Genomic DNA, 26,245 nt, shown 5'->3' on the forward strand with positions numbered 1-26,245 from the left:
CGGGCCTGCTCAGGGGCCGCTCCGAAGCTCAAGAAAACCTCAGATCAATCATGGGGATCCACTGCACTGCGGGCCTTTCCGCGTGACATACTGCGTACGCGCTCCGCATCCCCCGTCGGAGCGACGGACCGACGCCGGGCGGCTCCCCCCGTGGCTGCCCGGCGTCGCCATGTTTGGATGGGGTTCGTGAACGACGAATCCCCGATCTGCTCCGCCAAGGGTTGCCGCGCCCCCGCCGTGTGGGTGCTCGCCTGGAACAACCCGAAGATCCACACGCCCGAGCGCCGCAAGACCTGGCTGGCGTGCGAGGAGCACCGCGAGCACCTCTCGTCGTTCCTGGGCGTCCGCGGCTTCCTGAAGGACGTCGTGCCCTTCGAGGAGTGGGAGTCGAACTCAGCCGCCGATGGCTGACATGGGCCGCTCGGGCTGCAGGAACGTGGGGTCGTCCAGGCCGGAGCCGGCCTTCTTGCCCCACATCGCGGTCCGCCAGAGTTCGGCGACCTCCTCGTCGGAGCCACCGGAGCGGAGCGCCGCGCGCAGGTCGGTCTCCTCGCGCGCGAAGAGGCAGTTGCGCACCTGACCGTCGGCCGTGAGCCGGGTGCGGTCGCAGGCCCTGCAGAAGGGCCGGGTGACGGAGGCGATCACACCGACCCGGGCGGGCCCGCCGTCCACCAGCCAGCGCTCGGCGGGGGCGTGACCGCGGGCCGCGTCGGGCTCGGCGGTCAGCGTGAACCGGGTCCGCAGGCTCTCCAGGATCTCCTGGGCGGTGACCATGTCGCTGCGCTGCCAGCCGTGCTGGGCGTCGAGCGGCATCTGCTCGATGAAGCGCAGCTCGTAGTCGCGCTCCAGGGCCCAGGCCAGCAGCTCGGGGGCCTCGTCGTCGTTGATGCCGCGCATCAGCACGGTGTTGACCTTGACCGGGGTCAGTCCCGCGGCGTGGGCGGCCTCCAGGCCGCGGACGACGTCATCGTGCCGCTTGCGGCGGGTGAGGGTCTGGAAGACGTCGGGACGCAGGGTGTCCAGGGAGACGTTCACCCGGTCCAGACCGGCCCCCCTCAGCGCCTGCGCGGTACGGGCGAGGCCTATGCCGTTGGTGGTCAGGGAGAGCTTGGGGCGGGGCTCCAGCTCCGCGCAGCGCTCGACGATCCCGACCAGACCGGGGCGGAGCAGGGGCTCGCCGCCGGTGAAGCGGACGTCCTTGACGCCGAGCGTGGTGACGGCGATCCGCACCAGCCGGACGATCTCGTCGTCGGTGAGCAGTTCGGGCTTGCCGAGCCACTGCAGGCCCTCCTCGGGCATGCAGTAGGTGCACCGCAGATTGCACCGGTCGGTCAGCGAGACCCTCAGGTCGGTCGCGATCCGGCCGTAGGTGTCGATCAGCACGGCGCGCCTCCCTTTAAGGGTCCGGTCGGTGGGACGGCAGTGCCGTCCCGTTACTTCGCAGCCTACGGGACGGCACCGACGTTCAACAGTCTGTTTAATGCGCTCCGGCTCCGGTGAGGGAGCGGACCTCCAGCTCCGCGTACTTGCGGTCGGCGTCCTCTTCCGGCTTGGACAGGAGCGTGCCCACCACACCGAGCAGGAAACCGACGGGGATGGAGACGATCCCGGGGTTCTCCAGCGGGAACCAGTGGAAGTCCACGCCGGGGAACATCGCGGTCTCCTTGCCCGAGACCACGGGCGAGAAGACCACCAGGACCACGGAGGTGATCAGACCGCCGTAGATGCTCCACAGCGCCCCCGTGGTGTTGAAGCGCTTCCAGAACAGGCTGTACAGGAGCGTCGGCAGGTTCGCGGACGCCGCGACGGCGAAGGCCAGGGCGACCAGGAAGGCGATGTTGAGCTTGCCCGCGAAGATGCCGAGCAGGATCGCCACGGCCCCGATGGCGACCGCCGCGATCTTCGCCGCCGCGACCTCCTCCTTCTCGCTCGCCGTGCCCTTGCGGATGACGTTGGCGTACAGGTCGTGCGCGAAGGACGACGAGGAGGCGAGGGTGAGGCCCGCGACCACGGCCAGGATCGTGGCGAAGGCGACCGCGGAGATCACGGCGAGCAGGATCGCGCCGCCCGTGGAGTCCGCGCCGCCGCCGATCTCCTGGGCGAGCAGCGGGGCCGCGGTGTTGCCGGCCGCGTTGGAGGTGGTGATCGTCTCCGGGGTGAGCAGGGCGGCGGCCCCGAAGCCCAGCGCGATCGTCATCAGGTAGAAGCAGCCGATGATGCCGATCGCCCAGTTCACCGAGGTACGGGCGGCCCGGGCGGTGGGCACGGTGTAGAAGCGGATCAGGATGTGCGGCAGGCCCGCGGTGCCGAGCACGAGGGCCAGGCCCAGCGAGATGAAGTCGATCTTCGAGGTGGCCGTGACGCCGTACTTCAGGCCCGGCTCCAGGAAGGCCGCGCCCTTGCCGCTCTTCTCCGCGGCGGCGCCGAGCAGCGACGACAGGTTCCAGTGGAACTTGGCGAAGACCAGGAACGTGATCAGCAGGGTCCCGCCGATCAGCAGCACCGCCTTGACCATCTGCACCCAGGTGGTGCCCTTCATGCCGCCGATGGTCACGTACAGCACCATGACGACGCCGACGAGGATGACGATCAGGCGGCGCGGCCCCTCACCGGTGATGCCGAGCAGCAGGGCCACCAGGGCGCCCGCGCCGACCATCTGGGCCAGCAGGTAGAAGATGCTGACAACGATGGTCGAGATGCCCGCGGCCGTGCGCACCGGACGTTGCCGCAGCCGGAAGGCGAGGGCGTCGGCCATGGTGAACCGGCCGGAGTTGCGCAGGGGTTCGGCGACCAGCAGCAGCGCCACCAGCCAGGCGACGAGGAAGCCGATCGAGTAGAGGAAGCCGTCGTAGCCGACGAGGGCGATCGAACCCGCGATGCCCAGGAAGGACGCGGCCGACATGTAGTCGCCGGAGATCGCCAGGCCGTTCTGGAAGCCGCTGAAAGAACGGCCGCCGGCGTAGAAGTCGGTGGCGTCCTTGGTCTGGCGGCCGGCCCAGACGGTGATGCCGAGCGTCGCGACGACGAAGACCGAGAACAGGGTGATGATGAGCGGTCGGTGTTCGCTCGCGCCGACCGCGACCACCTGGACTCCCGTGGTGTGCAGCGCGGTCATGCGGTGGCCTCCGTGCTCTCGGTGTCGTCGGTGCCCTGGGGGCCAGGGCCTTCCAGGCTCGCCTTGATGGCGTCCGCGCGGGCGTCGAGCTTGGCGTTCGCGTGCCGGGAGTACCACACGGCGATCCCGAAGGTGGTGGCGAACTGCGCGAGCCCGAAGACGAGGGCCACGTTGATGTGGCCCACGACCTTGGTGTCCATGAAGCCGCCGGCGTAGTTCGACAGCAGGACGTAGAGCAGGTACCAGGTGATGAAAGCGACCGTGAGCGGGAACGCGAACGAGCGGTATGAGCGGCGCAGTTGGGCGAACTCCGCGCTCGCCTGCACCTCGGCGTACGAGTCGGCAGACGGCGGACCGGAGCTTGCCGACGGTCGTGCGGGGTCCACGATGCCTCCTGTGGGGCGGAGCTTGAGAGGGCACGAACAGGCGACGCGACCCGCGTGGGCGCACGGGGGCGCCGACGTGAGCTACGTCACGTAAAGATCGGACCCGCGCATGGTAGATGCGCGACCACGGCCGCCGACAGGGGGCGGTAGTTGAAAACTGGTTGTTCCTCGGCAACCGGAACTTGAGCTTTCTTTACCAATCCATTGATAGCGCGCCGACGGCGGCGATAGCTTCCAGCGTCATGTACCCGTCCAAGGGCAACACGGCCGCCAGGACGGGCGTTTGGACGATTGGAGATCCCATGGCTCCACTGCCAAGACGGCGCCGCGCCTTCGCGATACCGATCGGTGTCGCGGTGGCGAGTGCTCTCGCCTTCCTGCCGAACGCCGCCTCGGCCGCCACCGCCGGATCCGCCTCGGGCGGCGGCAGTGCCGCGTACGACGGCCCGACGCTGTCGTACGTGGTCAACACCAAGACCGACCGGGGAACCATCAAGTCCGTGGAGCGGGCCGTGTCCCGCAGCGGTGGTGACGTCGTCACCACCTACGACCGGATCGGCGTGATCGTCGTCCACTCGGCGAACCCCGCGTTCGCCTCCGAGATGCGCAAGGTCCGCGGTGTGCAGACCGCCGGGGCGACCCGGACGGCCGCGCTGTCCACGGCGTCGACGACGGAGCTGGGCGCGGTGCAGGAGATCACGGCCGCCGACGCCGCCCGGGCGAAGTCCGCGGCCACCGCCGCGCAGGAGCCGATGGAGCCGGACCAGTGGGACCTGCCGGCCATCAGGGCCGACAAGGCCGCCCGGATCAACCCGGGCAGCCGCAAGGTCACCGTCGCCGTCATCGACACCGGCGTCGACGACACGCACCCGGACCTCACCGCCAACTTCTCCGCCTCGCAGTCCGCCAACTGCGTGGGCGGCAAGGCCGACACCAGCCCCGGCGCCTGGCGCCCGTACACCCCGGACGCCTACCACGGCACGCACGTCGCGGGTGAGATCGCCGCGGCGCGCAACGGGATCGGCGTGGCCGGTGTGGCCCCGGGCGTGAAGGTCGCCTCCATCAAGGTGGCCGACCCCGTCACGCAGCTGTTCTTCCCGGAGAGCGTGGTCTGCGCCTTCGTCTTCGCCGCCGACCACGGCGTCGAGATCACCAACAACAGCTACTACATCGACCCGTGGCTCTACAACTGCTTCGGCGACCCCGACCAGCGGGCCATCGTCGACGCCGTCAACCGGGCCGCGCAGTACTCCCACAAGAAGGGCGTGCTGAACGTCGCCTCCGCGGGCAACTCCAACCACGACCTCGACTCGGACGCGATCGTCGACGCGACGAGCCCCGACGACACCACCCCGGTCACCCGGACCATCGACCCGCACGTCTGCTGGGACATCCCGACCCAGCTGCCGGGCGTCGTCACCGTCTCCGCGACCGGTGTGCAGAAGCTGAAGTCGTACTACTCCAGCTACGGTCTCGGCGTCGTCGACGTCGCGGGCCCCGGCGGCGACCGCTACCAGATCCCCGCCACCCCCTCGGCCAACGGGCGGATCCTGTCCACCCTGCCCGGCAACACCTACGGCTACCTGCAGGGCACGTCGATGGCCAGCCCGCACGTGGCCGCCGTCGCCGCGCTCATCAAGAGCCGCCACCCGCACGCCTCCCCGGAGCAGCTGCAGTGGATGCTCAAGGCCCAGGCCGACGACCCGGGTTGCCCGACGGGTCTGTACGACCCGGACGGCAATGGCGTGCAGGACGCCACCTGCACCGCCGGCCGGCACGTGACCAGCTTCTACGGCCACGGCGTCGTCGACGCCCTGGACGCCGTCACGAAGTGACGCGCCCCGCGTGAGACGAGGAACGCCCGGCGGGATCCCCGCCGGGCGTTCCGCTGTCCGGGCGTTCCGCCGCCCGGGCAGCGGTCAGGCCTTGACGAGGACCTTCAGCGCGGTGCGCCCGTCCATCGCCTTGTAGCCGCCGGGGACGCCGTCCAGGCCGACGGTGAGGTCGAAGACCGGGGACGGGTCGATGGTGCCGTCGAGGACGTCCGGGAGCAGTTCGGGGATGTAGGTGCGGACCGGGGCGACGCCGCCGCGCAGGGAGACGTTGCGGTCGAACATGTCGCTCAGGTCGAGGCCGGTGCCGCTGCCGTGCGGGACGCCGACGTAGCCGACGGCGCCGCCGTCGCGGGTGATGGCGACGGCGGTGCGCATCGACTGCTCGGTGCCGACGGCCTCGATGACCGCGTGGGCGCCGTGGCCGCCGGTCAGTTCGCGGACCGCCGCGACGGCGGCCTCGCCGCGCTCGGCGACGACGTCGGTGGCGCCGAAGGTGCGGGCGATCGCGGTACGGGCCTCGTGCCGGCCGAGCGCGATGATCCGCTCCGCGCCGAGCCGCCGGGCGGCCAGCACACCGCACAGGCCGACCGCGCCGTCCCCGACGACCGCGACCGTGGCGCCGGGCCGCACACCGGCGCCGACGGCGGCGTGGTGGCCGGTGCCCAGCACGTCGGAGAGGGTGAGCAGACCGGCCAGCAGGCGGTCGTCGGAGAGCGCCTCGGCGGGCAGCCGTACGAGGGTGGCGTCCGCGAACGGCACGCGCACGGCCTCGCCCTGGCCGCCGTCGGAGCCGACCTGGCCCCAGAAGCCGCCGGCCGGGCAGGAGGTCGTCAGACCCTCCGCGCAGTAGGCGCACGTGCCGTCGGACCACACGAAGGGCGAGACGACCAGGTCGCCCGGCGTGAGCCCGGACACCTCGGAGCCGGTCTCCTCCACGACGCCGAGGAACTCGTGCCCGATGCGCTGTCCCGGCTGCCGGGCCGACTCGCCGCGGTACGCCCACAGGTCGCTGCCGCAGATGCAGGCCAGCACCACGCGCACCACCGCGTCGGTGGGCTGCCGGACCGCCGGGTCCGGCACCTCCTCCACCCGTATGTCGTGGGGGGCGTGGATCACGGTGGCGCGCATACGGTGGTCGTCCTCGCTGGTCGTACGAATGGGGTCGTACCACCGTACCGGCCGGTGGCGAGCAGGGACTGCGCCCCGAGATAGGTGAGCATGATCCAGAAGTCGGCCGCCGGGAGCTGCGCGAGGTCGGCGAGCCTGGTCGCGAGCAGGGTGTCGGAGAGCAGGAACAGCGCCCCGCCCACCGCCGTCGCCCGCGGGCCGAGCGCGGCCGCACCGGCCGCCATCGCCGTCAGCAGCAGGCTGTACGCGGCGACCGGGATCCGCAGCCCGGAGGGCAGGCCCGGCCACACCACGACGAGCGCGGCGACCCACACGACCGTGTAGCCGGCCGCCGTCGCGGCGGCGCGCCGCCGGTCGGAGAACGCTCCGCGGGCGGCGAAAAGTGTGAGGTAACAGACGTGCCCGGCCGCGAAGGCGCCCATCCCGGCGAGGAAGGACGTGTCCCCGTCGAGCTGCAGCAGCACGTCCCCGGCCCAGCCGCACAGCAGCGCGGCGACCAGCAGCCGGGGGCCGCCCCGCAGTGCCGCGCAGACCGCGAGCAGCGGCACCAGGACGGGCTTGGTGAGGTGGTCGGCCGTCACCGACCCCGCGAGCTGGGCGGTCAGGTGGACCGCGGCCACCACCGCGAAGACGGCCAGTGCCGCGCGGGCGGCGCGCTCCCGGGTCACGCCGCCGGCTCCTCGCCCCGCGGCCGCCAGCCGGGACCGCGCAGGACGTGGCCCGCTCGGTCCCGCCAGGTGCGGGCGGCGGCCACGTCCCGGGCGATCGCGGCGTACTCGTGGGTGGCCACGCGCAACGGGTTGAACGTGGTGATGTTCTTGGTGAGTCCGAAGACCGGGCGCTGCACCTCCGCCGCGAAGGAACCGAACAGCCGGTCCCAGACGATCAGGATGCCGCCGAAGTTGCGGTCCAGGTAGCCGCCCTGCGAGGCGTGGTGCACGCGGTGGTGCGAGGGCGTGTTGAGGACGAACTCCACCGGGCGGGGGAGCTTGTCGACGCGCTCGGTGTGGATCCAGAACTGGTAGACGAGGTTGAGCGAGGAGCAGAAGGCCAGTGCCGCCGGGTGCACCCCGCAGACGATCATCGGCAGGTAGAACACCCACGACGTCATGCCGGTCCAGGGCTGGCGCAGCGCGGTGGAGAGGTTGAACTTCCGGCTGGAGTGGTGCACCACGTGGGACGCCCACAGGATGCGCACCACGTGGTGGCCGCGGTGCTGCCAGTAGTAGAGGAAGTCCTGCGCGAGCAGCATCAGCGGGATCGTCCACCACACCACGGGCACCCGCAACGGGGTGAACGCGTACACAGCGGTGTAGACCGCGACGATCGGGATCTTCCAGAGGAAGTCGAAGAACAGGCTGCCGAGTCCCATCGACAGGCTCGTCGCGGTGTCCTTGGCGGCGTAGCCGGCGGCGTCCTCGTCCGGATGGATCCGGTAGCTGATCAGCTCCAGGACGGTGAGCAGCACGAACGCGGGTATGGACCACATCACGGCATCGGGCAGTTGCGGCATGCGCGCACCTTAAGGGCGTGCGGCGGCCCGGGCTAGAGGTCGTTACCGATCGGTTCTACCCGGGAGTACCCGCGGGATCACGCCGGGCCGGCCGCCTCGGAGGGGCGACGGCCCAACCGGGTCCGCGCGATTGATGGTTGACCCACGGAGGCCGCGCGCGGCGGGCCCCGCGCGCCGCCGCGGCCGACCCGTCCCCGGCGGGATCCGACGGTGCGCCAGGGACGGGTGACGGCGGGCACTGTCGGTGGCCGCCCGTATTGTGTTCCTCCATGCACGCGCCCCAGCTTCCGCACCCGTCGTGGCCAGAGGCCTACCCCGACGGATACGCCGTCGTGGACGTCGAGACCACCGGCCTCGGCCGCGACGACCGGATAGTGTCCGCGGCCGTCTACCGGCTGGACGCGCGCGGCGAGGTGGAGGACCACTGGTACACCCCCGTCAACCCGCAGCGTGACCCGGGCCCGGTGTGGATCCACGGCCTCACCTCGGCCATGCTGGCCGACGCCCCGCTCTTCGGCGAGGTCGCCGCCGAGCTGGCGGACCGGCTGTCGGGCCGGGTGTTCGTCGCCCACAACGCGGTCTTCGACTGGTCCATGCTCGCCCGGGAGTTCGCGCGGGCGGGCACCGTGGCGCCGGTGGAGCACCGGCTGTGCACCATCGTGCTCTCCAAGGCGCTGGGGCTGCCGCTGGCCAACCACAAGCTGGAGTCCCTGGCCGCGCACTTCGGCGTCGTCCAGCAGCGCGCCCACCACGCCCTGGACGACGCGCGCGTGCTGGCGGAGGTGTTCCGCCCCAGCCTGCGGCAGGCCGCGGCGGGCGGACTGCAGTTGCCGCTGCACGCCTGCCGTCCCCTGACGGAGTGGATCGACACGGCCGTCCCCCGGCAGTCGGTCTCCGCGGGCTACCGCAGCACGTACCGGCCGATGAACTGGCGGACCTCGCGGAAGCGGCCGGCCTGCCCCTATCCCAACCCGGGGCGGCTGGAGTCCGGCGGACCGCTGGTCCAGGGGATGCGGGTCGCCTTTTCGGGCGACACGGGCATCGACCGCGAACTGCTGGAGGACCGCGCCACCGAGGCGGGTCTGCACGTGTCGTCCTCCGTGAGCCGGCTGACCAGCCTCCTGGTGACCAACGACCCCGACTCGCTCACCACGAAGGCCGTACGGGCCCGGCAGCTCGGCACCCCGGTCGTCGACGAGCGCCGCTTCGCCGAGTTGCTGCGGGACGTCGCCCCCGCGCCGGACGTGCACGGCTGACGCCTCCGTTCGAGTGGTGCGCCCGCGACGCACCCGGTCACCGATTGCCGCGCCAGGGCCCGGCCCGCACCCTGGGCCTCATGGCCCGATGCGAAGTATGCGGAAACGACTACGTGATGAGCTTCGAAGTGCACGCCCAGGGGGCCGTGCACGTCTTCGACAGCTTCGAGTGCGCGATCCACCGGATGGCGCCCATCTGCGAGCACTGCCGGGTACGGATCGTCGGCCACGGGGTCGAGGTCGACGGCCACTGGTACTGCGGCGGCCACTGCTCCAAGGCGGAGGGCCGCAGCGGCATCGTCGACCGGGTCGGCTCGCTGCCCGGCGGCGGCTGATCCCGGCGGCTGATCCCGGTGGCCGCGCCCGGGCACCGTCCGACCCCTCCGGAAGGCGCCCCGCGACCGAGTTGTACGGTCATGGGGTGTACCGCTTCCTGTTGTCCCGGCAGTGGGTGATCCTCACCCTCATCGCACTGCTCCTGATGCCCGCCATGGTCGAGCTGGGCTTCTGGCAGCTGCACCGGCACGAGCGCCGGGTGGCCAGCAACCACCTGATCGCGGACAACCTCGAGGCGGAGCCCGTCCCGGTGGAGTCCCTGACCGCCCCCGGCACGGCCGTGCCGAAGCGGCAGATCTACCGCACGGTCACCGCGACCGGGCACTACGACACCGCCCACGAGGTCGTCGCCCGCCAGCGCACCGCCGCCGACGGGGACAGCATCGGCTACCACGTGATCACCCCGCTGGTCCTGGCCGACGGCCGGTCGGTGCTGGTCAACCGGGGCTGGATTCCCGCCGGCACCGACCTGACCACGTTCCCCGAGGTCCCCGCGGCACCGTCCGGCGAGATCACCGTCACCGGCCGGCTGCGCCCGGACGAGACCACCGCGGCGACCGGCATCAGGAACAAGGGCGGGCTGCCCGACCGCATGATCATGCTGATCAACAGCGGGATGGTGGCCAAGGACCTGCCCGCGGCGGAGCGGCCGGTCGGCGGCTACATCGAGCTGGTGGCGACCTCCCCCAAGCCCTCCGGGCGGCAGCCCGAGCTGATCCCGGATCCCGACCACGGCAGCATCGGCATGCACATGGGGTATGCGATCCAGTGGTGGCTGTTCACCGCCATGGTGCCGGTCGGCTGGGTCATCCTCGTCCGCCGGGAGCGGCGGGAGCGGCTCGCCGCCCGCGACGCGGCGGCGCAGGAGAGCACCACGGCCGAGCCGGCCGCCGCTGCGGTCGCGTCGCCCTAGTGCCGGGGGCACCCTCGTAGAGCGGGGACCCTCGTAGCGGGAGAGACGGAGGCCGACCGTGGCGGCACTGATCGAGGACTACGCGGTCATCGGTGACCTGCAAACCGTCGCGCTGATCTCCAGGAGCGGCTCCATCGACTGGCTGTGCCTGCCCCGCTTCGACTCCGGCGCCTGCTTCGCCGCGCTGCTGGGCGACGAGGACAACGGTACCTGGCGGATCGCCCCGGCCTCCGCCTGGGACGAGGAGCCGTGCACGCGCCGCTCGTACCGCGAGGGCACCCTGGTGCTGGAGAGCGTGTGGGAGACCCGCGACGGCACCGCCAAGGTGATCGACTTCATGCCGCAGCGCGATCGCGCACCGGACGTCATGCGCATCGTCGAGGGCGTGCGCGGACACGTCGCCATGAGCAGCGAGCTGCGGCTGCGCTTCGACTACGGGCGGGTCGTCCCCTGGATGCGCCGCACCGACGGCCACCGCGTCGCGATCGCCGGGCCGGACTCGGTGTGGCTGCGCGCCGAGCCGCAGGTGCCCATGTATGGCCGGGGCTTCGCCACCCACGCCGACTTCACCGTCGCCGAGGGCGAGCGGATCGCCTTCGTCCTGACCTGGCACCCCTCCCACGAGAGCCGGCCGCGCCTGATCGACCCCTTCCGGGCACTGGAGCAGAGTTGCGCGGACTGGGAGTCCTGGTCGGCCAAGTGCCGCTACGACGGTCCCTGGCGGGACGCGGTGCTGCGCTCGCTGATCACCCTCAAGGCGCTCACGTACGCGCCCAGCGGCGGCATCGTCGCGGCGGCGACCTCCTCGCTGCCCGAGGAGATCCGCGGGGTTCGGAACTGGGACTACCGCTTCTGCTGGCTGCGCGACGCGACGCTCACCTTGAACGTGCTGGTGGAGACCGGCTACCTCAAGGAGGCCTACCACTGGCGCGACTGGCTGCTGCGCGCCGTCGCCGGCGACCCCGCCGACCTGCAGATCATGTACGGGCTGGCCGGTGAGCGCCGGCTGCCGGAGGAGGAGCTGGACTGGCTCGCCGGGTACGAGGCGTCCCTGCCGGTGCGGACCGGGAACGCCGCCGCCAAGCAGCTCCAGCTCGACGTCTACGGCGAGGTCCTGGACTCGCTCTTCCTGGCCCGCAGCTTCGGGCTGCGCGACGAGCCCCACGCCTGGGCGGTGCAGCGCACGCTGATGGACTTCCTGGAGTCCAAGTGGCACGAACCCGACGAGGGCCTGTGGGAGGTGCGCGGCGACCGGCGGCACTTCGTGCACTCCAAGGTGATGGCCTGGGCGGCCGCCGACCGGGCGGTGCGCACCCTGGAGGGGCAGCCGCACCTTTCCGGTGACGCGGACTCCTGGCGGGCGATGCGCAGCGAGGTGCACCGGGAGGTGTGCCGCAAGGGCTTCGACCGCGAGCGCAACACCTTCACGCAGTACTACGGCTCCAAGGAACTGGACGCGGCGACCCTGCTGATCCCGCAGGTGGGCTTCCTCCCCGTCAGCGACAGCCGGGTGGTCGGCACGGTGGAGGCGGTGCGCCGCGAGCTGGACCACGGCGGCTTCGTACGCCGCTACACCCTGGAGGACAGCAGCGTGGACGGGCTGCCCGGCGGCGAAGGCGCCTTCCTGGCCTGCTCGTTCTGGCTCGCCGACGCGCTGCACCGGATCGGCCGCACCGACGAGGCGCGCGAGCTGTTCGAGCGGCTGCTGGGCCTGCGCAACGACGTCGGACTGCTGGCGGAGGAATGGGACCCGGTCGACCGGCGCCAGCTGGGCAACTTCCCGCAGGCGTTCAGCCACATCGGCCTGGTCAACACCGCGCTCACCCTCTCCGGCCGCGATGGGGCACGATGACGCCATGGACCTCGGGCTGAAGGACAGGGTGTACGTCGTCACGGGCGGGACCCGCGGGCTGGGCTTCGCCGCCGCACGGGAACTGGTGGCGGACGGCGCGCGGGTGGTCGTCAGCGGCCGGCACGAGGAGTCGGTGGCCGCCGCCGTGGCGGCGCTCGGCGGCGCGGAGCGGGCGACCGGCGTCGTCGCGGACAACGCCGGGCCCCAGGCGCCGGAGCGGCTGGTCGCCGCCGCCCGCCGGGCGTTCGGCAGGCTCGACGGCTTCCTCATCAGCGTCGGCGGGCCGCCGGCGGGCGGCGCCGACGTCATCGGCGACGACCAGTGGCGGGACGCGTTCGAGTCCGTCTTCCTCGGTGCCGTACGGCTGTCCCGGGCGGCCGCCGACGAGCTCGGCGAGGGCGGCGTCATCGGCTTCGTGCTCTCGGGCTCGGTGCACGAGCCGATCCCCGGGCTCGTGGTCTCCAACGGCCTGCGGCCGGGCCTGGCCGGCTACGCCAAGAGCCTGGCCAACGAACTGGGACCGCGCGGCATCCGCGTGGTGGGGCTGCTGCCCGCCCGGATCGACACCGACCGCGTCCGCGAGCTCGACGCCCTCACCGGGGACGCGGACGCCGCCCGCGCCCGGCTCAGCGAGCGCATCCCGCTGCGCCGCTACGGCACCCCGCAGGAGTTCGGACGAACCGCCGCCTTCCTGCTGTCGCCCGCGGCGTCCTACCTGACGGGGGTCATGCTCCCGGTGGACGGCGGGGCGCGCGGCGGCTTCTAGCGGCGCGTCCGCCGCCCCGTCCGTCGCGCAGTCCGTCGCGCACCGGCGCGGTCAGCTGACGCGGGCGGCCCGGTGGCTGACGGCGCGCAGGCGCGCCTCGGCGGGGAGCCGGGGGAGGCCGGCGCTGACGCGGGCGCGGTCCAGGACGGCGGAGTCGAGCCCGGCGAGGACGTCGCCGGGGACGGCATGCGGGGACAGCGCGAGCTGCAGCCGGGCGCGGGGCGCGGTGGGCGTGCCCATGAGCGCGGTGGTGGCATGGTCGACGCCGTGGAGCTGCTCGGCGTCGGCGGCGATGATCTCCTCCAGTGCGCGGCCGCGCAGCAGGGCCACACCGTCGTCGTCGGCGTCCACCGCCAGCCGGCGCAGCCTGCGGTCGCGCACCTGGGCGAGCAGCCACCACAGGGCGCCCAGCACGAGCAGCGCCAGCACGCCGATCACGACGGGCCACCACCACGAGGAGTCCTCGTAGCGGCTCCGGTCGCCCCCGCTGAGCAGCACGTCGTCCCGCCCGGTGTACGGGCGGCGCAGCAGGCCCGTCGCGGAGCACAGCACGGCGGCGCCGGCGAGCACCAGGGCCAGCCCGACGAGGGCGAGGACGACACGATTGACGGTGGCGCGCACCGCGCCTCACCCCTCTTCCATGCGGCGGACGTGCAGCGCGAGGCCCAGCGGCCGGGCCAGGCCCAGCTGTTCCATGGCGTCGGCCAGGGAGGACGCCAGATCGGCGCGGACCGCCTCCGTCTCCCGGAAGGCGATCACGGCGCGCACGGTGGCGGTGCGGCGGGTCACCGTGACGCGCGCCGAACGCACCCCGGAGACCTCCACCGCGCGGTCGCGCAGGGTGAGTTCGGCGGCGTGGCGGTCGAGTCCGGCCCGTACGGGCGCCGTTCCGGCGCGCATGGCGAGCACGTCGCGCAGCCCCGGAGTGACGGCGAGGACGAGCAGCCACAGGCCGAGCAGGACCGCCACACAGGCCCCGGCCAGGATCCACGGGTCGTCCATGGGGCGGGTGGCCAGTTCGTCCGCGAGGATCCGGCGCCAGGCCATCCCGGGCCGTCCGGCGCGCACCGCGGCGACGTCGTACAGCAGCAGCCCGGCCGCGGCGGCCAGGAGGGCGGCGGTGATCGCGGCCGGGAGGCGGCGCGGGGACCAGAAGCGCCGCGGGCGGGAGCCGTACGGCGGCCGTCCGGTCGGCGGCAGGGGTGCCGGGCCGAGGTCGCTCACCGGACCCTCGCCTCCTCCACGATGTGGCTGGCCCGTGAGTGCAGCCGCTCGACCTCCACGGTCACCCCGAAGACCACGACGCCGGTCAACTCCTCGACCCGGGCCGCGACATGACGGCGCACCGCGCGGCACACCGCGGCGATGTCCACCGGGTAGCCGAGTTCGACGGAGAGCCGTACGTACACCTGCTCGCGGTGGACGGAGACGCCGGCCTGGGGGCGCGCCCCGCGCGGCACGTACTCCCTGCCGGGGGCGTCGGCCAGCGCCTCGCGGGCCGCCTGGGAGGCGATCTTCGCCAGCACGCGGTCGGCGAGGCGGAGCGAACCGCGCTCGCCGGGGACTAGGGGCGGCGGAACGGAGGACGCCGGCGTCGGCACCGCGGCCGTCATCCGGGGGCTCACCGCCTCCGGTCACGGCTGCGGAAGAACTCCCCTGGTTCCAGGTCGCCGTCGAGGAACCGGCCGACGACGAACCCGACGGCGCCGAGCGCCGCCACGAGCAGGAAGGCCGCGAACCCACCGAAGTACCCGGCGAATCCGAGCGCCATCCCGACGATCAAGCCGAGCACGGCCATGCTCATCGTCCGCTCCCTGTTTCCCGCCCGGGGCCCGTCACTGGACCCGCTGCTCCTGGTCGTCGTCGTCCGTGTCCTCGGGCAGCTTGACGTCGCCCACCGCGATGTTGACCTCGATGACCTCGAGGCCGGTCATCCGCTCAACGGCCGCGATGACGTTCTCGCGCACCCCGTGCGCGACCGCCACGATCGAGACCCCGTAGTCCACGACGACGTCGAGGTCGAGGGCGGCCTGCACCTCGCCCACCTCGGCCCGGACGCCCCGGGTCACGGACTTGCCGCCGGGCACCCGGTCGCGGACCGCACCGAAACCGCGGGAGACCCCGGAACCGAGGGCGTGCACGCCCTCCACGTCACGCGCCGCAAGCCCGGCGATCTTCTCGACCACGCCGTCCGCGATGGTGGTCCGCCCGCGCGTCGCGGGATCGCCCAGGGGCGCCCGCCGCTGCCCTGACGTGGCGTTGCCGGCCGGGCTGGTCCCCTTCTCCAGGGTCCGGCCCCGCCCCTCCGGCTGCTGCGCGGTGTCGGTCATCGCACCTCTTCCCTTCGGGATTCCGATGGCGGGAGCGGTACGGGCTGCTCCGTGCACCACACTATGTGGGCATGCCCCGTCGCGCCGTGAGGATGCAGCGATCAGGGCCAGGATGGCGGTCCGCGCGGACGCGCGCGGTGGAGGGAGGCGACGGCCGATGACCGCGGACCGGCTGGCTCGTGCGGTACGCCGGCAGCTCGGGCACGGCCGGGTGCTCCCCCTCGGCGGGCCCGGGGACACGGTGTGGGTCACCGAGCGGGCGGCGGCCGGGGTGCTGCGCGCGGCCGCCGACGCGGTGCCCGGGATCCGCCTGGGCACCCTGCGCATCGGCACGGCGGACGGACCTGACGGACGGGACGCACCCGACGGACCACAGGACGGGGAGCCCGGAAACGCGACAACGGTGCTGCCGGAGTCGGCGCCGTCCGGGGCGCTGCCGAGGCGGCCGCTGCGGGTGGAGGCCGGCTTCGAGGCCACCCCGGAGCTTCCGCTGCCCGAGTCGGCCGGACGGCTGCGCGACGCGCTGTGGGAGGCGGCGACCGAGGGCGTCGGTCTGGAGCCGGAGGCGGTCGACCTGACCGTCACCGGACTGCTGGAGGAGGGCGGACCGTCGGCGGCGCACCCCGCGGACGCCGACGACCCGCCGGAGGGCGGGCGAACCGCCACCACCGCGGGCCGCGTCGCGGCGGCGGTGCCCGGGGTGGCCGGGCTGACCTCGCGACTGGGCGGCAGGCGGCATCCGTCACAGGTGCAGATCGCGGTGGACGCGGGTCACCGTGCCCTGGACGTCGGGCGGGCGGTGGCCACGGCGGTGACGGCCGTGACGCAGGAGATCACGACCGTCGTGGTCACCGACATCGCCGAGCGCTGAGCCACCGGGACCCGGCCCGCGACACCGCGGCCGCGGAGCGGCGCGCGGACGCCGTCGGCGCCGGGCGCCCGGTCCGGTGCGCGCGCCCGGTCGGGGCGTTACTCCCCCACGCCCGCCAGGTCCCGCAGCCGGCGGCCCTGCGCGGCGCGTTCGGCCACCCGCTGCGCGTCGTACGAACGGCCGGCGGCCTCGCGGAGCAGGGCCTTGGTCTCGATCACCGCGTCGCGTGGCGCGGCCAGCAGGGCGCCCACCAGGTCCTTGACCGTGGCGTCCAGTTCCGCGGCCGGGACGGCGACGTTGGCCAGGCCGCTGGCACAGGCCTCCTCGGCGCCGACGAAGCGGCCCGTGGCGCAGATCTCCAGCGCCCGGGCGTAGCCGACCAGTTCGGTCAGCGGCTTGGTGCCGGCGAGGTCGGGGACCAGGCCCAGGCTGGTCTCGCGCATGGCGAACTGCACGTCGTCGGCGACGACGCGCAGGTCGCAGGCGAGGGCCAACTGGAAACCCGCTCCGATGGCGTGCCCCTGCACGGCGGCGACGGTGACGACGTCGTTCCGCCGCCACCAGGTGAACGCCGCCTGGTACTCGGCGATCGTGGCGTCGAGTTCGCCCTCGGGAGCCCGTGCGAGGTCGATGAACGACGGCTCGCCGTCGAACCCTTCAGGCGTGAAGGCCTGACGGTCCAGCCCGGCGGAGAAGGACACGCCCTCCGCGCGGAGCACGACGACCCGTACGCCGCCCGGGAGCAGACGACCGGCCTCGACCAGCGCCCGCCACATGGCGGGCGACTGGGCGTTGCGCTTGGCCGCGTTGCACAGCGTGACGGTGGCGACGGAATCCTCCGTCACGAGTCGTACGCCGTCACGTTCCAGCAACACAATGGGGTCGGACATCGGGCACCTCCTGGCGATCCGCAGTCTGGATTACCGAAGAGTAACCACCCGGTCGGCCGTTTCCGCGACCGGGTGGTGCTGCCACGACTCCGAGCCGCCGCACGGGGCGCCCGGCTGTGTCAGGCCGTGGAAACCTTCTTGCCCCGTGTCGCCCCGCCGCGACCGCGCAGGGTCACGCCGGACTCACTGAGCATCCGGTGGACGAAGCCGTACGAGCGGCCGGTCTCCTCGGCCAGCGCCCGGATGCTTGCTCCACCGTCGTACTTCTTCTTGAGGTCTGCCGCGAGCTTCTCGCGCGCGGCGCCGGTCACCCGGCTGCCCTTCTTCAGAGTCTCGGCCACCCGTGCCTCCTCTAGGGAAGTGCGCTCTGTGACTCTCATGATCACCCCTAGGAGACTTCCTGGCCACCCATTCGGCAAGGTCCGTGCGACAACATTTGGCGCGCCGTTGACGCGGACACCCGGCGCCGGGCAAGTGGAATCCGGCATTCCGCCGGGCCGTCCCGGACTCCCTCCGGAGCGCGGCGGAGAAAAGGCAGGTCACCCGGGCCGGTAAGGAGTTTCCCCATGTGACGCGGCTGATCCATTCCTACGTCCGGTATTTCGCACGTTCCCGCGCCGGTGTACGAGCCGGTCTCACACAGATGAAGGATCACCCGTCGGCCGAATGATCCAGTGGAGTGATCCACACGGATGATCGGCAGCGGGCACCGGAAGGATCAGGCGAGCGTGACGAGGTCGGCGTAGTCCTGGCCCCACAGGTCCTCGACGCCGTCGGGCAGGAGGATGATCCGCTCCGGCTGCAGCGCCTCCACCGCGCCCTCGTCGTGGGTGACGAGGACGACCGCGCCCGTGAAGGTGCGCAGCGCGCCGAGGATCTCCTCGCGGCTGGCCGGGTCGAGGTTGTTGGTGGGCTCGTCGAGCAGCAGCACGTTGGCGCTGGAGACGACGAGGGTGGCGAGCGCCAGCCGGGTCTTCTCGCCGCCGGACAGCACGCCGGCGGGCTTGTCGACGTCGTCGCCGGAGAAGAGGAACGAGCCGAGGATCTTGCGGACGGCGACCAGGTCCATGTCGGGCGCCGACGAGCGCATGTTCTCCAGCACGGTCCGGTCGGGGTCGAGGGTCTCGTGCTCCTGGGCGTAGTAGCCGAGCTTGAGGCCGTGCCCGGGCACGACCTCCCCGGTGTCGGGCTGCTCGACGCCCGCCAGCAGCCGCAGCAGCGTCGTCTTGCCGGCGCCGTTGAGGCCCAGGATGACGACCCGGGAGCCCTTGTCGATGGCCAGGTCGACGTCGGTGAAGATCTCCAGCGAGCCGTACGACTTGGACAGGCCCTCGGCGGTCAGGGGCGTCTTGCCGCACGGCGCGGGGTCGGGGAAGCGCAGCTTGGCGACCTTGTCGGACTGCCGCACCGCCTCCAGCCCCGACAGCAGCTTGTCGGCGCGGCGGGCCATGTTCTGGGCGGCGACGGTCTTGGTGGCCTTGGCGCGCATCTTGTCGGCCTGGGCGTTGAGGGTCGCGGCCTTCTTCTCGGCGTTGGCGCGCTCGCGCTTGCGGCGCTTCTCATCGGCCTCGCGCTGGGTCAGGTACTGCTTCCAGCCCATGTTGTAGACGTCGATCTGGGAGCGGTTGGCGTCCAGATAGAACACCTTGTTGACGACCGTCTCGACCAGGTTGATGTCGTGGGAGATGACGATGAACCCACCGCGGTAGGTCTTGAGGAAGTCCCGCAGCCAGACGATCGAGTCGGCGTCGAGGTGGTTGGTCGGCTCGTCGAGCAGCAGGGTGTCGGCGTCCGAGAAGAGGATGCGGGCCAGCTCCACGCGGCGGCGCTGACCACCGGAGAGCGTGTGCAGCGGCTGGGCGAGGACCCGGTCGGGCAGGCCCAGGGCGGCGGCGATGGTGGCGGCCTCGGCCTCGGCGGCGTAGCCGCCCTTGGTGAGGAACTCGGTCTCCAGGCGCGCGTACTTCTTCATCGCGTTGTCGCGGGTGGCGCCCTTGCCGTTGGCCATCCGGTCCTCGTTCTCGCGCATCTTGCGCAGGACGGTGTCCAGGCCGCGGGCGGACAGGATGCGGTCGCGGGCCAGGACGTCGAGGTCGCCGGTACGCGGATCCTGGGGCAGATAACCGACCTCACCGGAACGCGTCACGGTGCCGCCGGCGGGCAGGCCCTCGCCCGCGAGCACCTTGGTGAGGGTGGTCTTGCCGGCGCCGTTGCGGCCGACCAGGCCGACGCGGTCGCCGCGGGCGATGCGGAAGGAGGCGGACTCGATGAGGACGCGGGCTCCGGCGCGCAGCTCGATGCCGGTGGCAGTAATCACGGGAAGAAGCTCCAGAACGTGGCGGACGGCAGTCGGACGATGTGGTCGCGGTGGGTCGCGGTCGGACGCCGTCTAATGCGTGAGGATCACTGCCATGTCTCCAGTCTACCGGGGGCGGCACGGGTCCCCGGCAAACGGTTTTCGGCCGGGGCCCCGGGGCGGGCCCGGCCGGGGACCGTCCAGGGGGCCGTGACGGGGGCCGTGACGGGCCGGGAGGGACAAAGCGGCAGATAATCATAGGTATGCAGTTCGACGACGACGCATCGCTCGACACGTCCCAGGTGGAGGACCGGCGAAGCGGCGGACGGTTCGGCGGCAGGCCGCGGGGCAAGATGGTGGGCGGCGGTCTCGCCGGGCTGATCGTTCTGGTGATCGGGCTGATCTTCGGCATCAGTCCCGACCAGCTGGGGCTCTCCTCCGATCCGCCGGGCCAGGCCCCGGGCACCACCTCGGGCTCGGACCTCGCCGCCGGCTGCCGCACCGGCGCGGACGCCAACGCCCACCAGGAGTGCCGCATGGTCGGGGTGATCAACAACGTGCAGGCGTACTGGGCGTCGGAGTTCCGCAAGCGCGGCATGACCTACGAACCCGCGCCGACCGTCTTCTTCGACCAGCCCATCCGCACCGGGTGCGGGGTCGCGGACCCCGCGTCGGGCCCGTTCTACTGCCCCGTGGACCGCAAGGTCTACCTGGACCTGGACTTCTTCTCGACCCTGAGCAGCCGTTTCGGCGCGCAGGGCGGCCCGTTCGCCGAGAGCTACGTCGTCGCCCACGAGTACGGGCACCACGTGCAGGACCTGGTGGGGACGCTGGGCAAGGCGCAGGACCGGCTCACCGGTCCCAGCAGCAACTCGGTGCGCGTGGAGCTGCAGGCCGACTGCTACGCGGGGGTGTGGGCGCACAACGCCACGCGGACCCCGGACGAGGACACGGGCAGGCCGATGATCAGCGCTCTCGACGAGGAGGACATCCGGCGGGGGCTGGACGCCGCCGCGGCGGTAGGCGACGACGCGATCCAGTCCCGGGTCCAGGGCCGGGTGACCCCGGAATCCTGGACGCACGGCTCGTCCGCGCAGCGGCAGCAGTGGTTCACCACCGGACTGGACACCGGCGACCCCGGCGACTGCGACACCTTCCAGCGCTGATCGGTTGGAATGTCCGTGTGCGGGGCCATTGTCGGACCCCCCTGCCAGACTGGGATCCACGTCACACAGGACGTCAGGTCCCGGAAGGGGAGGGTGATCTTCATGGCCGGCAGGGGAACCGCGCCCACCGTCTACCCGACGCTGCACTACAAGGACGCGAAGGCCGCCATCGCCTTCCTCAAGCAGGCCTTCGGCTTCACCGAGGTCGCGGTGCACCAGGGCGAGGACGGCGTCGTGGAGCACGCGGAACTCGCCTACGGCAACGGCGTGGTGATGCTCGGCAACGAGCGTTCGGGGACGGCTTTCAGCCGGATCGCCGCGGACCTGGGCGCCGTGTCGGTGTACGTGGTCGTGGAGGACACCGACGCCCACCACGAGCGCGCCGTCGCGGCCGGGGCCGAGGTCGTGCTGCCGCTCACCGACCAGGACTACGGGTCGCGGGACTACACGGCCCGCGACCCCGAGGGCAACCTCTGGTCCTTCGGCACCTACGTGCCGCGGATACCGGACGAGTAGGCCCCGCCTCCGCGGGTCCGTCGCGGCCCTGTCGTCACTCTCCCCCGGTGTGCACCTGGAAGGCGGCCCGGCGGATCATCTTGGACAGGGCCGGGTCGGGGTGGGCGGCGGCGAGGGCGACCAGCACCTGGACGGTGCGGGGGTGGCCCGCGTGGCGCAGCTCCTCCAGCAGGCGGCTGACCGAGCCCTGGACGGCCGTCTCCAGATGGCTCACCAGTAGGTGGCTCTCGCCGTGGTCGGCGACGGCCGCGGCGGTGTCCACCCACAGCCAGGTGGACTCCTCGCGGGTGAGCAGCGCGGCGACGTCCTCCGGGTCCCCGCCCTCGTGCTCGGCGAGCCACAGCAGCGCGTAGGGCCGCAGGCCGGCTTCGTCCACCACGACGCGCACGGCCGGCTCCGCCGGGCCGCCGACGACGCGCAGCGCCTCGAAGGCCAGGGCGCGCAGCAGGGCGTCGTCGCCGCGTGCCACGTCCAGCAACTCGCCCACCGCCTGGGCCACCGGGCGGGCCGCCAGCCAGGCCTTGTACTCGTCGCGGGCGGCACCGGGCGGCATCCCGATGCAGGCCTTGAGCATCTCCTCGGCGGAGTGCTCGAAGTGCCCGGCGGGGCCCTGCGCGGCCACGCAGATCTGCTCCAGCTTCACCCACACCGCCCAGCTGCCGAGCGCGGTGACGGTGACCTCGCCGGGGCGGGCGGGGTCGCGGGGCCTGAGCGCGCCGACCCGGGCGAGCGCGTCCAGCGTCCAGTCCAGCAGCGCGGGCAGTTCGTCGCGGGCGGCACCGGCCGGGGGCTCGTGGCGCTCCGCGCGTAGCTCGGCCACACGCTGCCGCAACAGGTCCAACAGTACGGCCACGGCGACCGGACCGGAGGAGAGGTGGAGCAGGGAGAGCAGTTGCGGTGCGGCCTCGACGACCTCGGCGACGAGCGAGGGGTCGGCGTCGGCGCACTCCGGCTCGAGCGCCGCGGGGTGCGCGAGCGACCACGCGTCGAAGAGCGCGACCCAGCCGCGCAGCACGGCGGTGTCGTCGCGGTCCCAGGCGCGCAGTCGCCAGCCGGGCCGGGCGGCCCCCCCTTTGTGCAGCTCGATCAGGCCGGTCAGCCGCGCCCGGTCCCAGGCGGTGCGCACCTGCCGCTCCGTCAGGCCCAGAGCGGCGGCCGCCCGCAGCACGTCGGGGTCCCGTAGTATCCCGGCGGTCCCGGGGGCGGCGGCGCCGGTCTCCGCGTCGGCCCAGCGGGCCAGCCGTACGGCGTCCGCGAGTTCGGTGCGCGCCCTGCGGGCGAGCTCGGGCAGCGCCGGGATTCCCTCCGGAGGCCGCGGCGGACGGCTTCGCCGCACTGTGGCGGCACGGCGCGCGGTGGCGAGTGGCCTGCGCGGGACAAGACGCAGCGGAGTGTCTCGCGGGATACGGGACGTCACGGGAGCAGTCTTGCGGGTGAGCACCCGGAAACCCAAACGAGCGTCCCCGTAACGGGATTGATCCCGCCCGAATTGAAGGGAGAGATAGGTCTTTGTACGAATATAAAGACCACGTATGGTGAGCGTCAGAGGAGGGGGGTGAGGAAGCGCCGGAGGGCCTCCTCGTATGTTGAGGGGTTGGCGTTCCACATGGCCGCGTGCGAGGCGCCGCTGATGGCGTGCAGCGTGACCAGGTCCGGGCGCTGCCGGGCGAGTTGGCGGGACGGCCCCCATGGGGCGAGCGTGTCGTCGGGACCGTGGAAGACGAGTGCCGGGACGTCCAGCCGCTCGGGGTGGGCGGCCTCGGCGATCCGCTCCGCGTGCAGTCCGGTGCGGCCCTCGGTGGCGCGCACGCCGAGCGGCAGCAGCGCGCGGGGCGCACCCCGGGAGGCGGCGGCGGCACGGACCGTGCTCTGCCAGTCGAGCACCGGGGAGTCCAGGACCATCCCGGACACCAGGGAGCGCAGCGGGGAGTGGCAGGCGGCCCGGAGCGCCATCGTCGCGCCGGTGGACCAGCCGTGCAGCACCAGCCGGCGCGCGCCGTGCCGCACGGCGTAGCGCATCGCCGCGTCGAGGTCGCGCCACTCGGAGTCGCCGAGGTGGCCGATGCCGTCCCACGAGGGGGGCGCACCGGCGTCGTTGCGGTAGGAGAAGGCGAGCACGGGCAGCCGCAGTTTGGCCAGGAACGCCATGACGTTCATGCCGAGCTCGCGGGAGGTGCCGAGGCCGTGCGCGAGGACGACCCAGGTGTCACGGGCGCCGGGCACGAACCAGGCGGGCAGCAGGCCGAGTTCGGCGGGTATCTCGGCGTCCCGGTACTCCAGGCCGAGGGCCGATCCCGGGGTGCCGACGTGCGTCTGCGGGGTGAGCCGCACCTGGTCGCCCGGCGCGACGCCGCCGCGGTTGATCCGCACCAGACGGCGGGTGACCGAGTCCGGGGCCGTCGAGAGCACCTCGCCGACGGTGACGTGCACCCCGGCGGCGATCAGGCCGTGCACACCGCGCCGGGCGGTGCCCAGGGTCCGGCTGAGGGTGACGTCCTGCCCGGTCACGGCGTGGACGGTGAGCGGGTCCGGGTCGACGCCGTTCGCGGTCGGCCTCAGGGCAAGCTCGGAGACGTGCCGCCCGGCCGCCACCGCGGCCGCACCGGCACCGAACGCTGTCGTGGCGGCGAGGGCCGCCGCCGTGGTGAGGCGCATCGCTTCCAGTCTCCGCGCGCTCACCCCGCGCGGCCAGTGGGCGGGGCCGTCCGGGCTCAGTCGTTCTCGGCGTCGTGGGCCGCGCGGGGCCGGGGGACGTCGGCACGTGCGGCCCGGTGCTCCCCCTGCTCGCCGTGCTCCCCGTGGGCCTCGTGATCGCCGTGCGCCCCGTACCCTTCGTGCTCCTGCTCCGTCTCGTCCCCGGGCTGGCCGTACTGGCGCAGCCTCTCCGCGACACGGGCGAGTTCGCGCTTGGAGAGCAGGGAGGGCGAGAACCCGGCGACGGAGCGGGCGGCGAGCCAGACCTGGCACATCCACTCCAGCTGGGCGGTGCGGTCGTAGGCCTGCTCGAGGTCGTCGCCGTAGACGATGGTGCCGTGGTTGCGCAGCAGGCAGCCCGTGCGGTCGCGGAGCGCGCGCAGGACGTTGGCGGCCAGTTCCTCGCTGCCGTACGTCGCGTAGTCGGCGACGCGTATCCGGCCGCCCAGGGCCGCGGCCATGTAGTGGATGGCGGGCAGCTCGTACAGGAGCGTGGAGACGGCCGTGGCGTGCACGGCGTGGGTGTGCACGACGGCGCCCGCGTCGGTGTGCCGGTAGATCGCGAGGTGCATCGCCAGCTCGCTCGTCGGGCGCAGCTCGCCGAGCACCTGCTTGCCGTCCAGGCCGACGCCGACCGTGTCGTCCGGGCCCAGGCGGTGGTAGGGCACCCCGCTGGGGGTGACGAGCACGAGGTCGTCGCCCACCCGCACCGACACGTTGCCGGACGTACCGACCACGAGACCGTCGTCGACCGAGCGGCGGGCCGTGTCCACCAGCTCCGACCAGGCCCGTGCCACCGCGTTCCGCACCGACATCCGTGTCACCTCCGAGCGCTGATCCTGACAGGTTGACCGTTGCCGCACGTTCCCGGGGCACAGTAGCGTCCCGGCACAGTTTCCGGACCGACCACGTATACGAATTGCAGGGGCACCATGACCACCGTCAACGGCGGCATCTCCTTCTGGTACGCGAAGTCAGGGCTCCCGGTGCCGCGTGAGCCCCTGCCCGGGGACACCACCGCCGACGTGTGCATCGTCGGGGGCGGCTACACCGGACTGTGGACCGCCTACTACCTGAAGAAGGCCGTGCCCTTCCTGCGGATCGTCGTCCTGGAGCAGCGCTTCTGCGGCTACGGCGCCTCCGGCCGCAACGGCGGCTGGCTCTACAACGGCATCGCCGGCCGCGACCGCTACGCCGCGCTGCACGGCCGTGAGGCCGCCGTGGCGCTGCAGCGCGCGATGAACGCGACCGTGGACGAGGTGATCCGGGTCGCCGCCGAGGAGGGCATCGACGCGGACATCCACAAGGGCGGGGTGCTGGAGGTCGCGCACTCCCCCGCGCAGCTGGCGCGGCTCAGGGCGTTCCACGAGGCCGAGGTCGCCTTCGGCGAGAAGGACCGCCTGCTGCTGGGCGCCGCCGAGTCCGCCGCGCGGATCCGGGTCGCCGGGACGGCCGGGGGCACCTGGACGCCCCACGGGGCGCGCGTCCACCCGGCGAAGCTGGTGCAGGGGCTGGCCCGGGCGGTGGAGGCGCTCGGCGTCGTCGTCCACGAGTCGACCCCGGTGACCGAGATCCGGCCGAAGCACGCGCTCACCCCGTTCGGGAGCGTGCGCGCCCCCTACGTCCTGCGCTGCACCGAGGGCTTCACCGCCTCGCTCAAGGGCCAGAAGCGGTCGTGGCTGCCGATGAACTCCTCGATGATCGTGACGGAGCCGCTGCCGAAGGAGGTCTGGGACACCATCGGCTGGGAGGGCCGGGAGACGCTCGGCGACATGGCGCACGCGTACATGTACGCGCAGCGCACCGCCGACGACCGGATCGCCATCGGCGGCCGCGGGGTGCCGTACCGCTTCGGCTCCCGTACGGACAACGACGGCCGCACGCAGGCGGCGACGGTCGAGGCGCTGCGCGAGATCCTGGTGCGCTTCTTCCCGGCGGCGGGGCGGGTGGCGGTCGACCACGCGTGGTCCGGGGTGCTCGGCGTGCCGCGCGACTGGTGCGCGAGCGTGGAACTGGACCGCTCCACCGGCCTCGGCTGGGCGGGCGGCTACGTCGGCAGCGGGGTCGCGACGGCGAACCTCGCGGCGCGGACGCTGCGCGACCTCGTCCAGCTGGACTCCGGCCAGGCGCACGGCACGGAGCTGACGTCCCTGCCGTGGGTGCACCACCGCGTGCGCCGCTGGGAGCCCGAGCCCTTCCGGTGGATCGGGGTGCACGGGCTGTACGCGGCCTACCGCGCCGCCGACCGGCGCGAGCAGACCGGACGCAGCGCGGAGACCGACCGGGTGGCGCGCATCGCGGACCGCATCTCGGGCCGCCACTAGGCCCTCCCCCCCCCTGCCGGGCCACGACGGCCCCGGGCCGTGACCAGGATCTCTTCCG

The 26,245-nt window shown here is 72.9% G+C and carries 27 protein-coding genes and 1 pseudogene; 11 read left to right on the plus strand and 17 right to left on the minus strand.

Annotated features, from left to right (window positions below; translation table 11 throughout):
* Nucleotides 1–177: 177 nt before the first annotated feature.
* A complete protein-coding gene (locus tag ABZ312_RS20635; protein ID WP_500327367.1) occupies nucleotides 178–411 on the plus strand; it encodes a hypothetical protein in 234 nt (77 codons plus the stop codon).
* Here ABZ312_RS20635 and moaA read toward each other — a convergent pair.
* The 3 genes from moaA to ABZ312_RS20650 all read right to left on the minus strand — a co-directional run bounded on the left by moaA (nucleotide 394) and on the right by ABZ312_RS20650 (nucleotide 3,501).
* Complete coding sequence (gene moaA, locus ABZ312_RS20640; protein ID WP_500327366.1) at nucleotides 394–1,383, minus strand: GTP 3',8-cyclase MoaA; 990 nt, start codon at nucleotides 1,381–1,383, stop codon at nucleotides 394–396. The genes ABZ312_RS20635 and moaA overlap by 18 nt on opposite strands.
* A 94-nt stretch (nucleotides 1,384–1,477) precedes the next feature.
* Nucleotides 1,478–3,115 (minus strand): monocarboxylic acid transporter, encoded by a 1,638-nt coding sequence (locus ABZ312_RS20645; RefSeq protein ID WP_499511129.1) that lies wholly within the window; start codon nucleotides 3,113–3,115, stop codon nucleotides 1,478–1,480.
* Complete coding sequence (locus ABZ312_RS20650; protein ID WP_499511130.1) at nucleotides 3,112–3,501, minus strand: DUF485 domain-containing protein; 390 nt, start codon at nucleotides 3,499–3,501, stop codon at nucleotides 3,112–3,114. The genes ABZ312_RS20645 and ABZ312_RS20650 overlap by 4 nt, the downstream gene beginning before the upstream one ends.
* 302 nt (nucleotides 3,502–3,803) lie before the next feature.
* Between ABZ312_RS20650 and ABZ312_RS20655 the strand changes: the two genes are divergently transcribed.
* Nucleotides 3,804–5,336 carry a S8 family peptidase gene (locus tag ABZ312_RS20655; RefSeq protein WP_499511131.1) on the plus strand — a complete coding sequence of 511 codons (1,533 nt, stop codon included), beginning with the start codon at nucleotides 3,804–3,806 and terminating at the stop codon, nucleotides 5,334–5,336.
* An 84-nt stretch (nucleotides 5,337–5,420) separates the two neighbouring features.
* On the opposite strand, the gene ABZ312_RS20660 is transcribed toward ABZ312_RS20655, so the two are convergent.
* Genes ABZ312_RS20660 through ABZ312_RS20670 form a run of 3 tightly spaced genes read right to left on the minus strand, consistent with a single transcriptional unit; the run spans nucleotide 5,421 to nucleotide 7,977 of the window.
* Nucleotides 5,421–6,464 (minus strand): zinc-dependent alcohol dehydrogenase family protein, encoded by a 1,044-nt coding sequence (locus tag ABZ312_RS20660; RefSeq protein ID WP_500327364.1) that lies wholly within the window; start codon nucleotides 6,462–6,464, stop codon nucleotides 5,421–5,423.
* Nucleotides 6,449–7,132, minus strand: coding sequence for a lysoplasmalogenase (locus ABZ312_RS20665; protein WP_500438421.1), 684 nt, complete (start codon nucleotides 7,130–7,132; stop codon nucleotides 6,449–6,451). The genes ABZ312_RS20660 and ABZ312_RS20665 overlap by 16 nt, the downstream gene beginning before the upstream one ends.
* Complete coding sequence (locus ABZ312_RS20670; protein ID WP_500327362.1) at nucleotides 7,129–7,977, minus strand: sterol desaturase family protein; 849 nt, start codon at nucleotides 7,975–7,977, stop codon at nucleotides 7,129–7,131. Before ABZ312_RS20670 ends, ABZ312_RS20665 begins: the two co-directional genes overlap by 4 nt.
* A 269-nt stretch (nucleotides 7,978–8,246) precedes the next feature.
* On the opposite strand from ABZ312_RS20670, the gene ABZ312_RS20675 reads away from it, so the two are divergent.
* The 5 genes from ABZ312_RS20675 (at nucleotide 8,247) to ABZ312_RS20695 (ending at nucleotide 13,100) form a co-directional block, all read left to right on the plus strand.
* Nucleotides 8,247–9,233 carry a DEDDh family exonuclease gene (locus ABZ312_RS20675; RefSeq protein WP_500327360.1) on the plus strand — a complete coding sequence of 329 codons (987 nt, stop codon included), beginning with the start codon at nucleotides 8,247–8,249 and terminating at the stop codon, nucleotides 9,231–9,233.
* Nucleotides 9,234–9,313: 80 nt separating this feature from the next.
* Nucleotides 9,314–9,568, plus strand: a complete 255-nt coding sequence (locus ABZ312_RS20680) for a metallothionein (protein WP_431963558.1) — start codon at nucleotides 9,314–9,316, stop codon at nucleotides 9,566–9,568.
* Between the two features lie 86 nt (nucleotides 9,569–9,654).
* Entirely contained in the window at nucleotides 9,655–10,482 is an 828-nt protein-coding gene (locus ABZ312_RS20685) for an SURF1 family cytochrome oxidase biogenesis protein (protein ID WP_500327357.1), read from the plus strand.
* A 58-nt stretch (nucleotides 10,483–10,540) separates the two neighbouring features.
* Nucleotides 10,541–12,334: a glycoside hydrolase family 15 protein gene (locus ABZ312_RS20690; RefSeq protein WP_500327355.1), complete on the plus strand. Its 1,794-nt coding sequence runs from the start codon at nucleotides 10,541–10,543 to the stop codon at nucleotides 12,332–12,334.
* Between the two features lie 4 nt (nucleotides 12,335–12,338).
* Entirely contained in the window at nucleotides 12,339–13,100 is a 762-nt protein-coding gene (locus ABZ312_RS20695; RefSeq protein ID WP_500327353.1) for an SDR family oxidoreductase, read from the plus strand.
* A 51-nt stretch (nucleotides 13,101–13,151) separates the two neighbouring features.
* Here the strand turns inward: ABZ312_RS20695 and ABZ312_RS20700 are convergent, their stop codons facing one another.
* Genes ABZ312_RS20700 through ABZ312_RS20720 form a run of 5 tightly spaced genes read right to left on the minus strand, consistent with a single transcriptional unit; the run spans nucleotide 13,152 to nucleotide 15,430 of the window.
* Nucleotides 13,152–13,721 carry an alkaline shock response membrane anchor protein AmaP gene (locus tag ABZ312_RS20700; RefSeq protein WP_500327351.1) on the minus strand — a complete coding sequence of 190 codons (570 nt, stop codon included), beginning with the start codon at nucleotides 13,719–13,721 and terminating at the stop codon, nucleotides 13,152–13,154.
* A 6-nt stretch (nucleotides 13,722–13,727) separates the two neighbouring features.
* A complete protein-coding gene (locus ABZ312_RS20705) occupies nucleotides 13,728–14,324 on the minus strand; it encodes a DUF6286 domain-containing protein (protein WP_500327349.1) in 597 nt (198 codons plus the stop codon).
* Nucleotides 14,321–14,713 (minus strand): Asp23/Gls24 family envelope stress response protein, encoded by a 393-nt coding sequence (locus tag ABZ312_RS20710; RefSeq protein WP_500438423.1) that lies wholly within the window; start codon nucleotides 14,711–14,713, stop codon nucleotides 14,321–14,323. The genes ABZ312_RS20705 and ABZ312_RS20710 overlap by 4 nt, the downstream gene beginning before the upstream one ends.
* 8 nt (nucleotides 14,714–14,721) lie before the next feature.
* Nucleotides 14,722–14,904, minus strand: coding sequence for a hypothetical protein (locus ABZ312_RS20715; RefSeq protein WP_018560608.1), 183 nt, complete (start codon nucleotides 14,902–14,904; stop codon nucleotides 14,722–14,724).
* Nucleotides 14,905–14,935: 31 nt separating this feature from the next.
* Nucleotides 14,936–15,430, minus strand: coding sequence for an Asp23/Gls24 family envelope stress response protein (locus ABZ312_RS20720; protein ID WP_500327347.1), 495 nt, complete (start codon nucleotides 15,428–15,430; stop codon nucleotides 14,936–14,938).
* Nucleotides 15,431–15,587: 157 nt separating this feature from the next.
* Between ABZ312_RS20720 and ABZ312_RS20725 the strand changes: the two genes are divergently transcribed.
* On the plus strand, nucleotides 15,588–16,301 hold the full coding sequence (locus ABZ312_RS20725; protein ID WP_500327345.1) for a hypothetical protein: 714 nt from the start codon (nucleotides 15,588–15,590) through the stop codon (nucleotides 16,299–16,301).
* Nucleotides 16,302–16,399: 98 nt separating this feature from the next.
* Here ABZ312_RS20725 and ABZ312_RS20730 read toward each other — a convergent pair whose 3' ends face one another.
* From ABZ312_RS20730 to ABZ312_RS20740, 3 genes are all read right to left on the minus strand, one after another.
* Entirely contained in the window at nucleotides 16,400–17,191 is a 792-nt protein-coding gene (locus ABZ312_RS20730; protein ID WP_500327343.1) for an enoyl-CoA hydratase/isomerase family protein, read from the minus strand.
* Nucleotides 17,192–17,310: 119 nt separating this feature from the next.
* Entirely contained in the window at nucleotides 17,311–17,532 is a 222-nt protein-coding gene (locus tag ABZ312_RS20735) for a helix-turn-helix domain-containing protein (protein WP_018560612.1), read from the minus strand.
* A 377-nt stretch (nucleotides 17,533–17,909) separates the two neighbouring features.
* Nucleotides 17,910–19,508, minus strand: a complete 1,599-nt coding sequence (locus ABZ312_RS20740; protein WP_499511146.1) for an ABC-F family ATP-binding cassette domain-containing protein — start codon at nucleotides 19,506–19,508, stop codon at nucleotides 17,910–17,912.
* A 242-nt stretch (nucleotides 19,509–19,750) separates the two neighbouring features.
* Between ABZ312_RS20740 and ypfJ the strand changes: the two genes are divergently transcribed.
* The gene (ypfJ, locus tag ABZ312_RS20745) at nucleotides 19,751–20,653 is read left to right on the plus strand and encodes a KPN_02809 family neutral zinc metallopeptidase (protein ID WP_500357594.1); all 903 of its coding nucleotides are present in this window, start codon (nucleotides 19,751–19,753) and stop codon (nucleotides 20,651–20,653) included.
* A 102-nt stretch (nucleotides 20,654–20,755) separates the two neighbouring features.
* Nucleotides 20,756–21,169 (plus strand): VOC family protein, encoded by a 414-nt coding sequence (locus ABZ312_RS20750; protein WP_500327340.1) that lies wholly within the window; start codon nucleotides 20,756–20,758, stop codon nucleotides 21,167–21,169.
* A gap of 34 nt (nucleotides 21,170–21,203) precedes the next feature.
* Here the strand turns inward: ABZ312_RS20750 and ABZ312_RS20755 are convergent, their stop codons facing one another.
* From ABZ312_RS20755 to ABZ312_RS20765, 3 genes and pseudogenes are all read right to left on the minus strand, one after another.
* The gene (locus ABZ312_RS20755; protein ID WP_500327338.1) at nucleotides 21,204–22,586 is read right to left on the minus strand and encodes a hypothetical protein; all 1,383 of its coding nucleotides are present in this window, start codon (nucleotides 22,584–22,586) and stop codon (nucleotides 21,204–21,206) included.
* Between the two features lie 125 nt (nucleotides 22,587–22,711).
* Nucleotides 22,712–23,824 carry an alpha/beta hydrolase family protein gene (locus ABZ312_RS20760; RefSeq protein WP_500327337.1) on the minus strand — a complete coding sequence of 371 codons (1,113 nt, stop codon included), beginning with the start codon at nucleotides 23,822–23,824 and terminating at the stop codon, nucleotides 22,712–22,714.
* 200 nt (nucleotides 23,825–24,024) lie between these two features.
* Nucleotides 24,025–24,678: pseudogene (locus ABZ312_RS20765) on the minus strand (class II aldolase/adducin family protein); the annotation flags it as partial.
* A gap of 117 nt (nucleotides 24,679–24,795) precedes the next feature.
* Here ABZ312_RS20765 and ABZ312_RS20770 point away from each other — a divergent pair.
* Nucleotides 24,796–26,187, plus strand: coding sequence for an NAD(P)/FAD-dependent oxidoreductase (locus tag ABZ312_RS20770; RefSeq protein ID WP_500327335.1), 1,392 nt, complete (start codon nucleotides 24,796–24,798; stop codon nucleotides 26,185–26,187).
* Nucleotides 26,188–26,245: the final 58 nt, after the last annotated feature.

Origin of the sequence: Streptomyces sp. NPDC006207 (assembly GCF_040613835.1) — a bacterium.
In the GTDB taxonomy this organism is placed as follows: domain Bacteria; phylum Actinomycetota; class Actinomycetes; order Streptomycetales; family Streptomycetaceae; genus Actinacidiphila.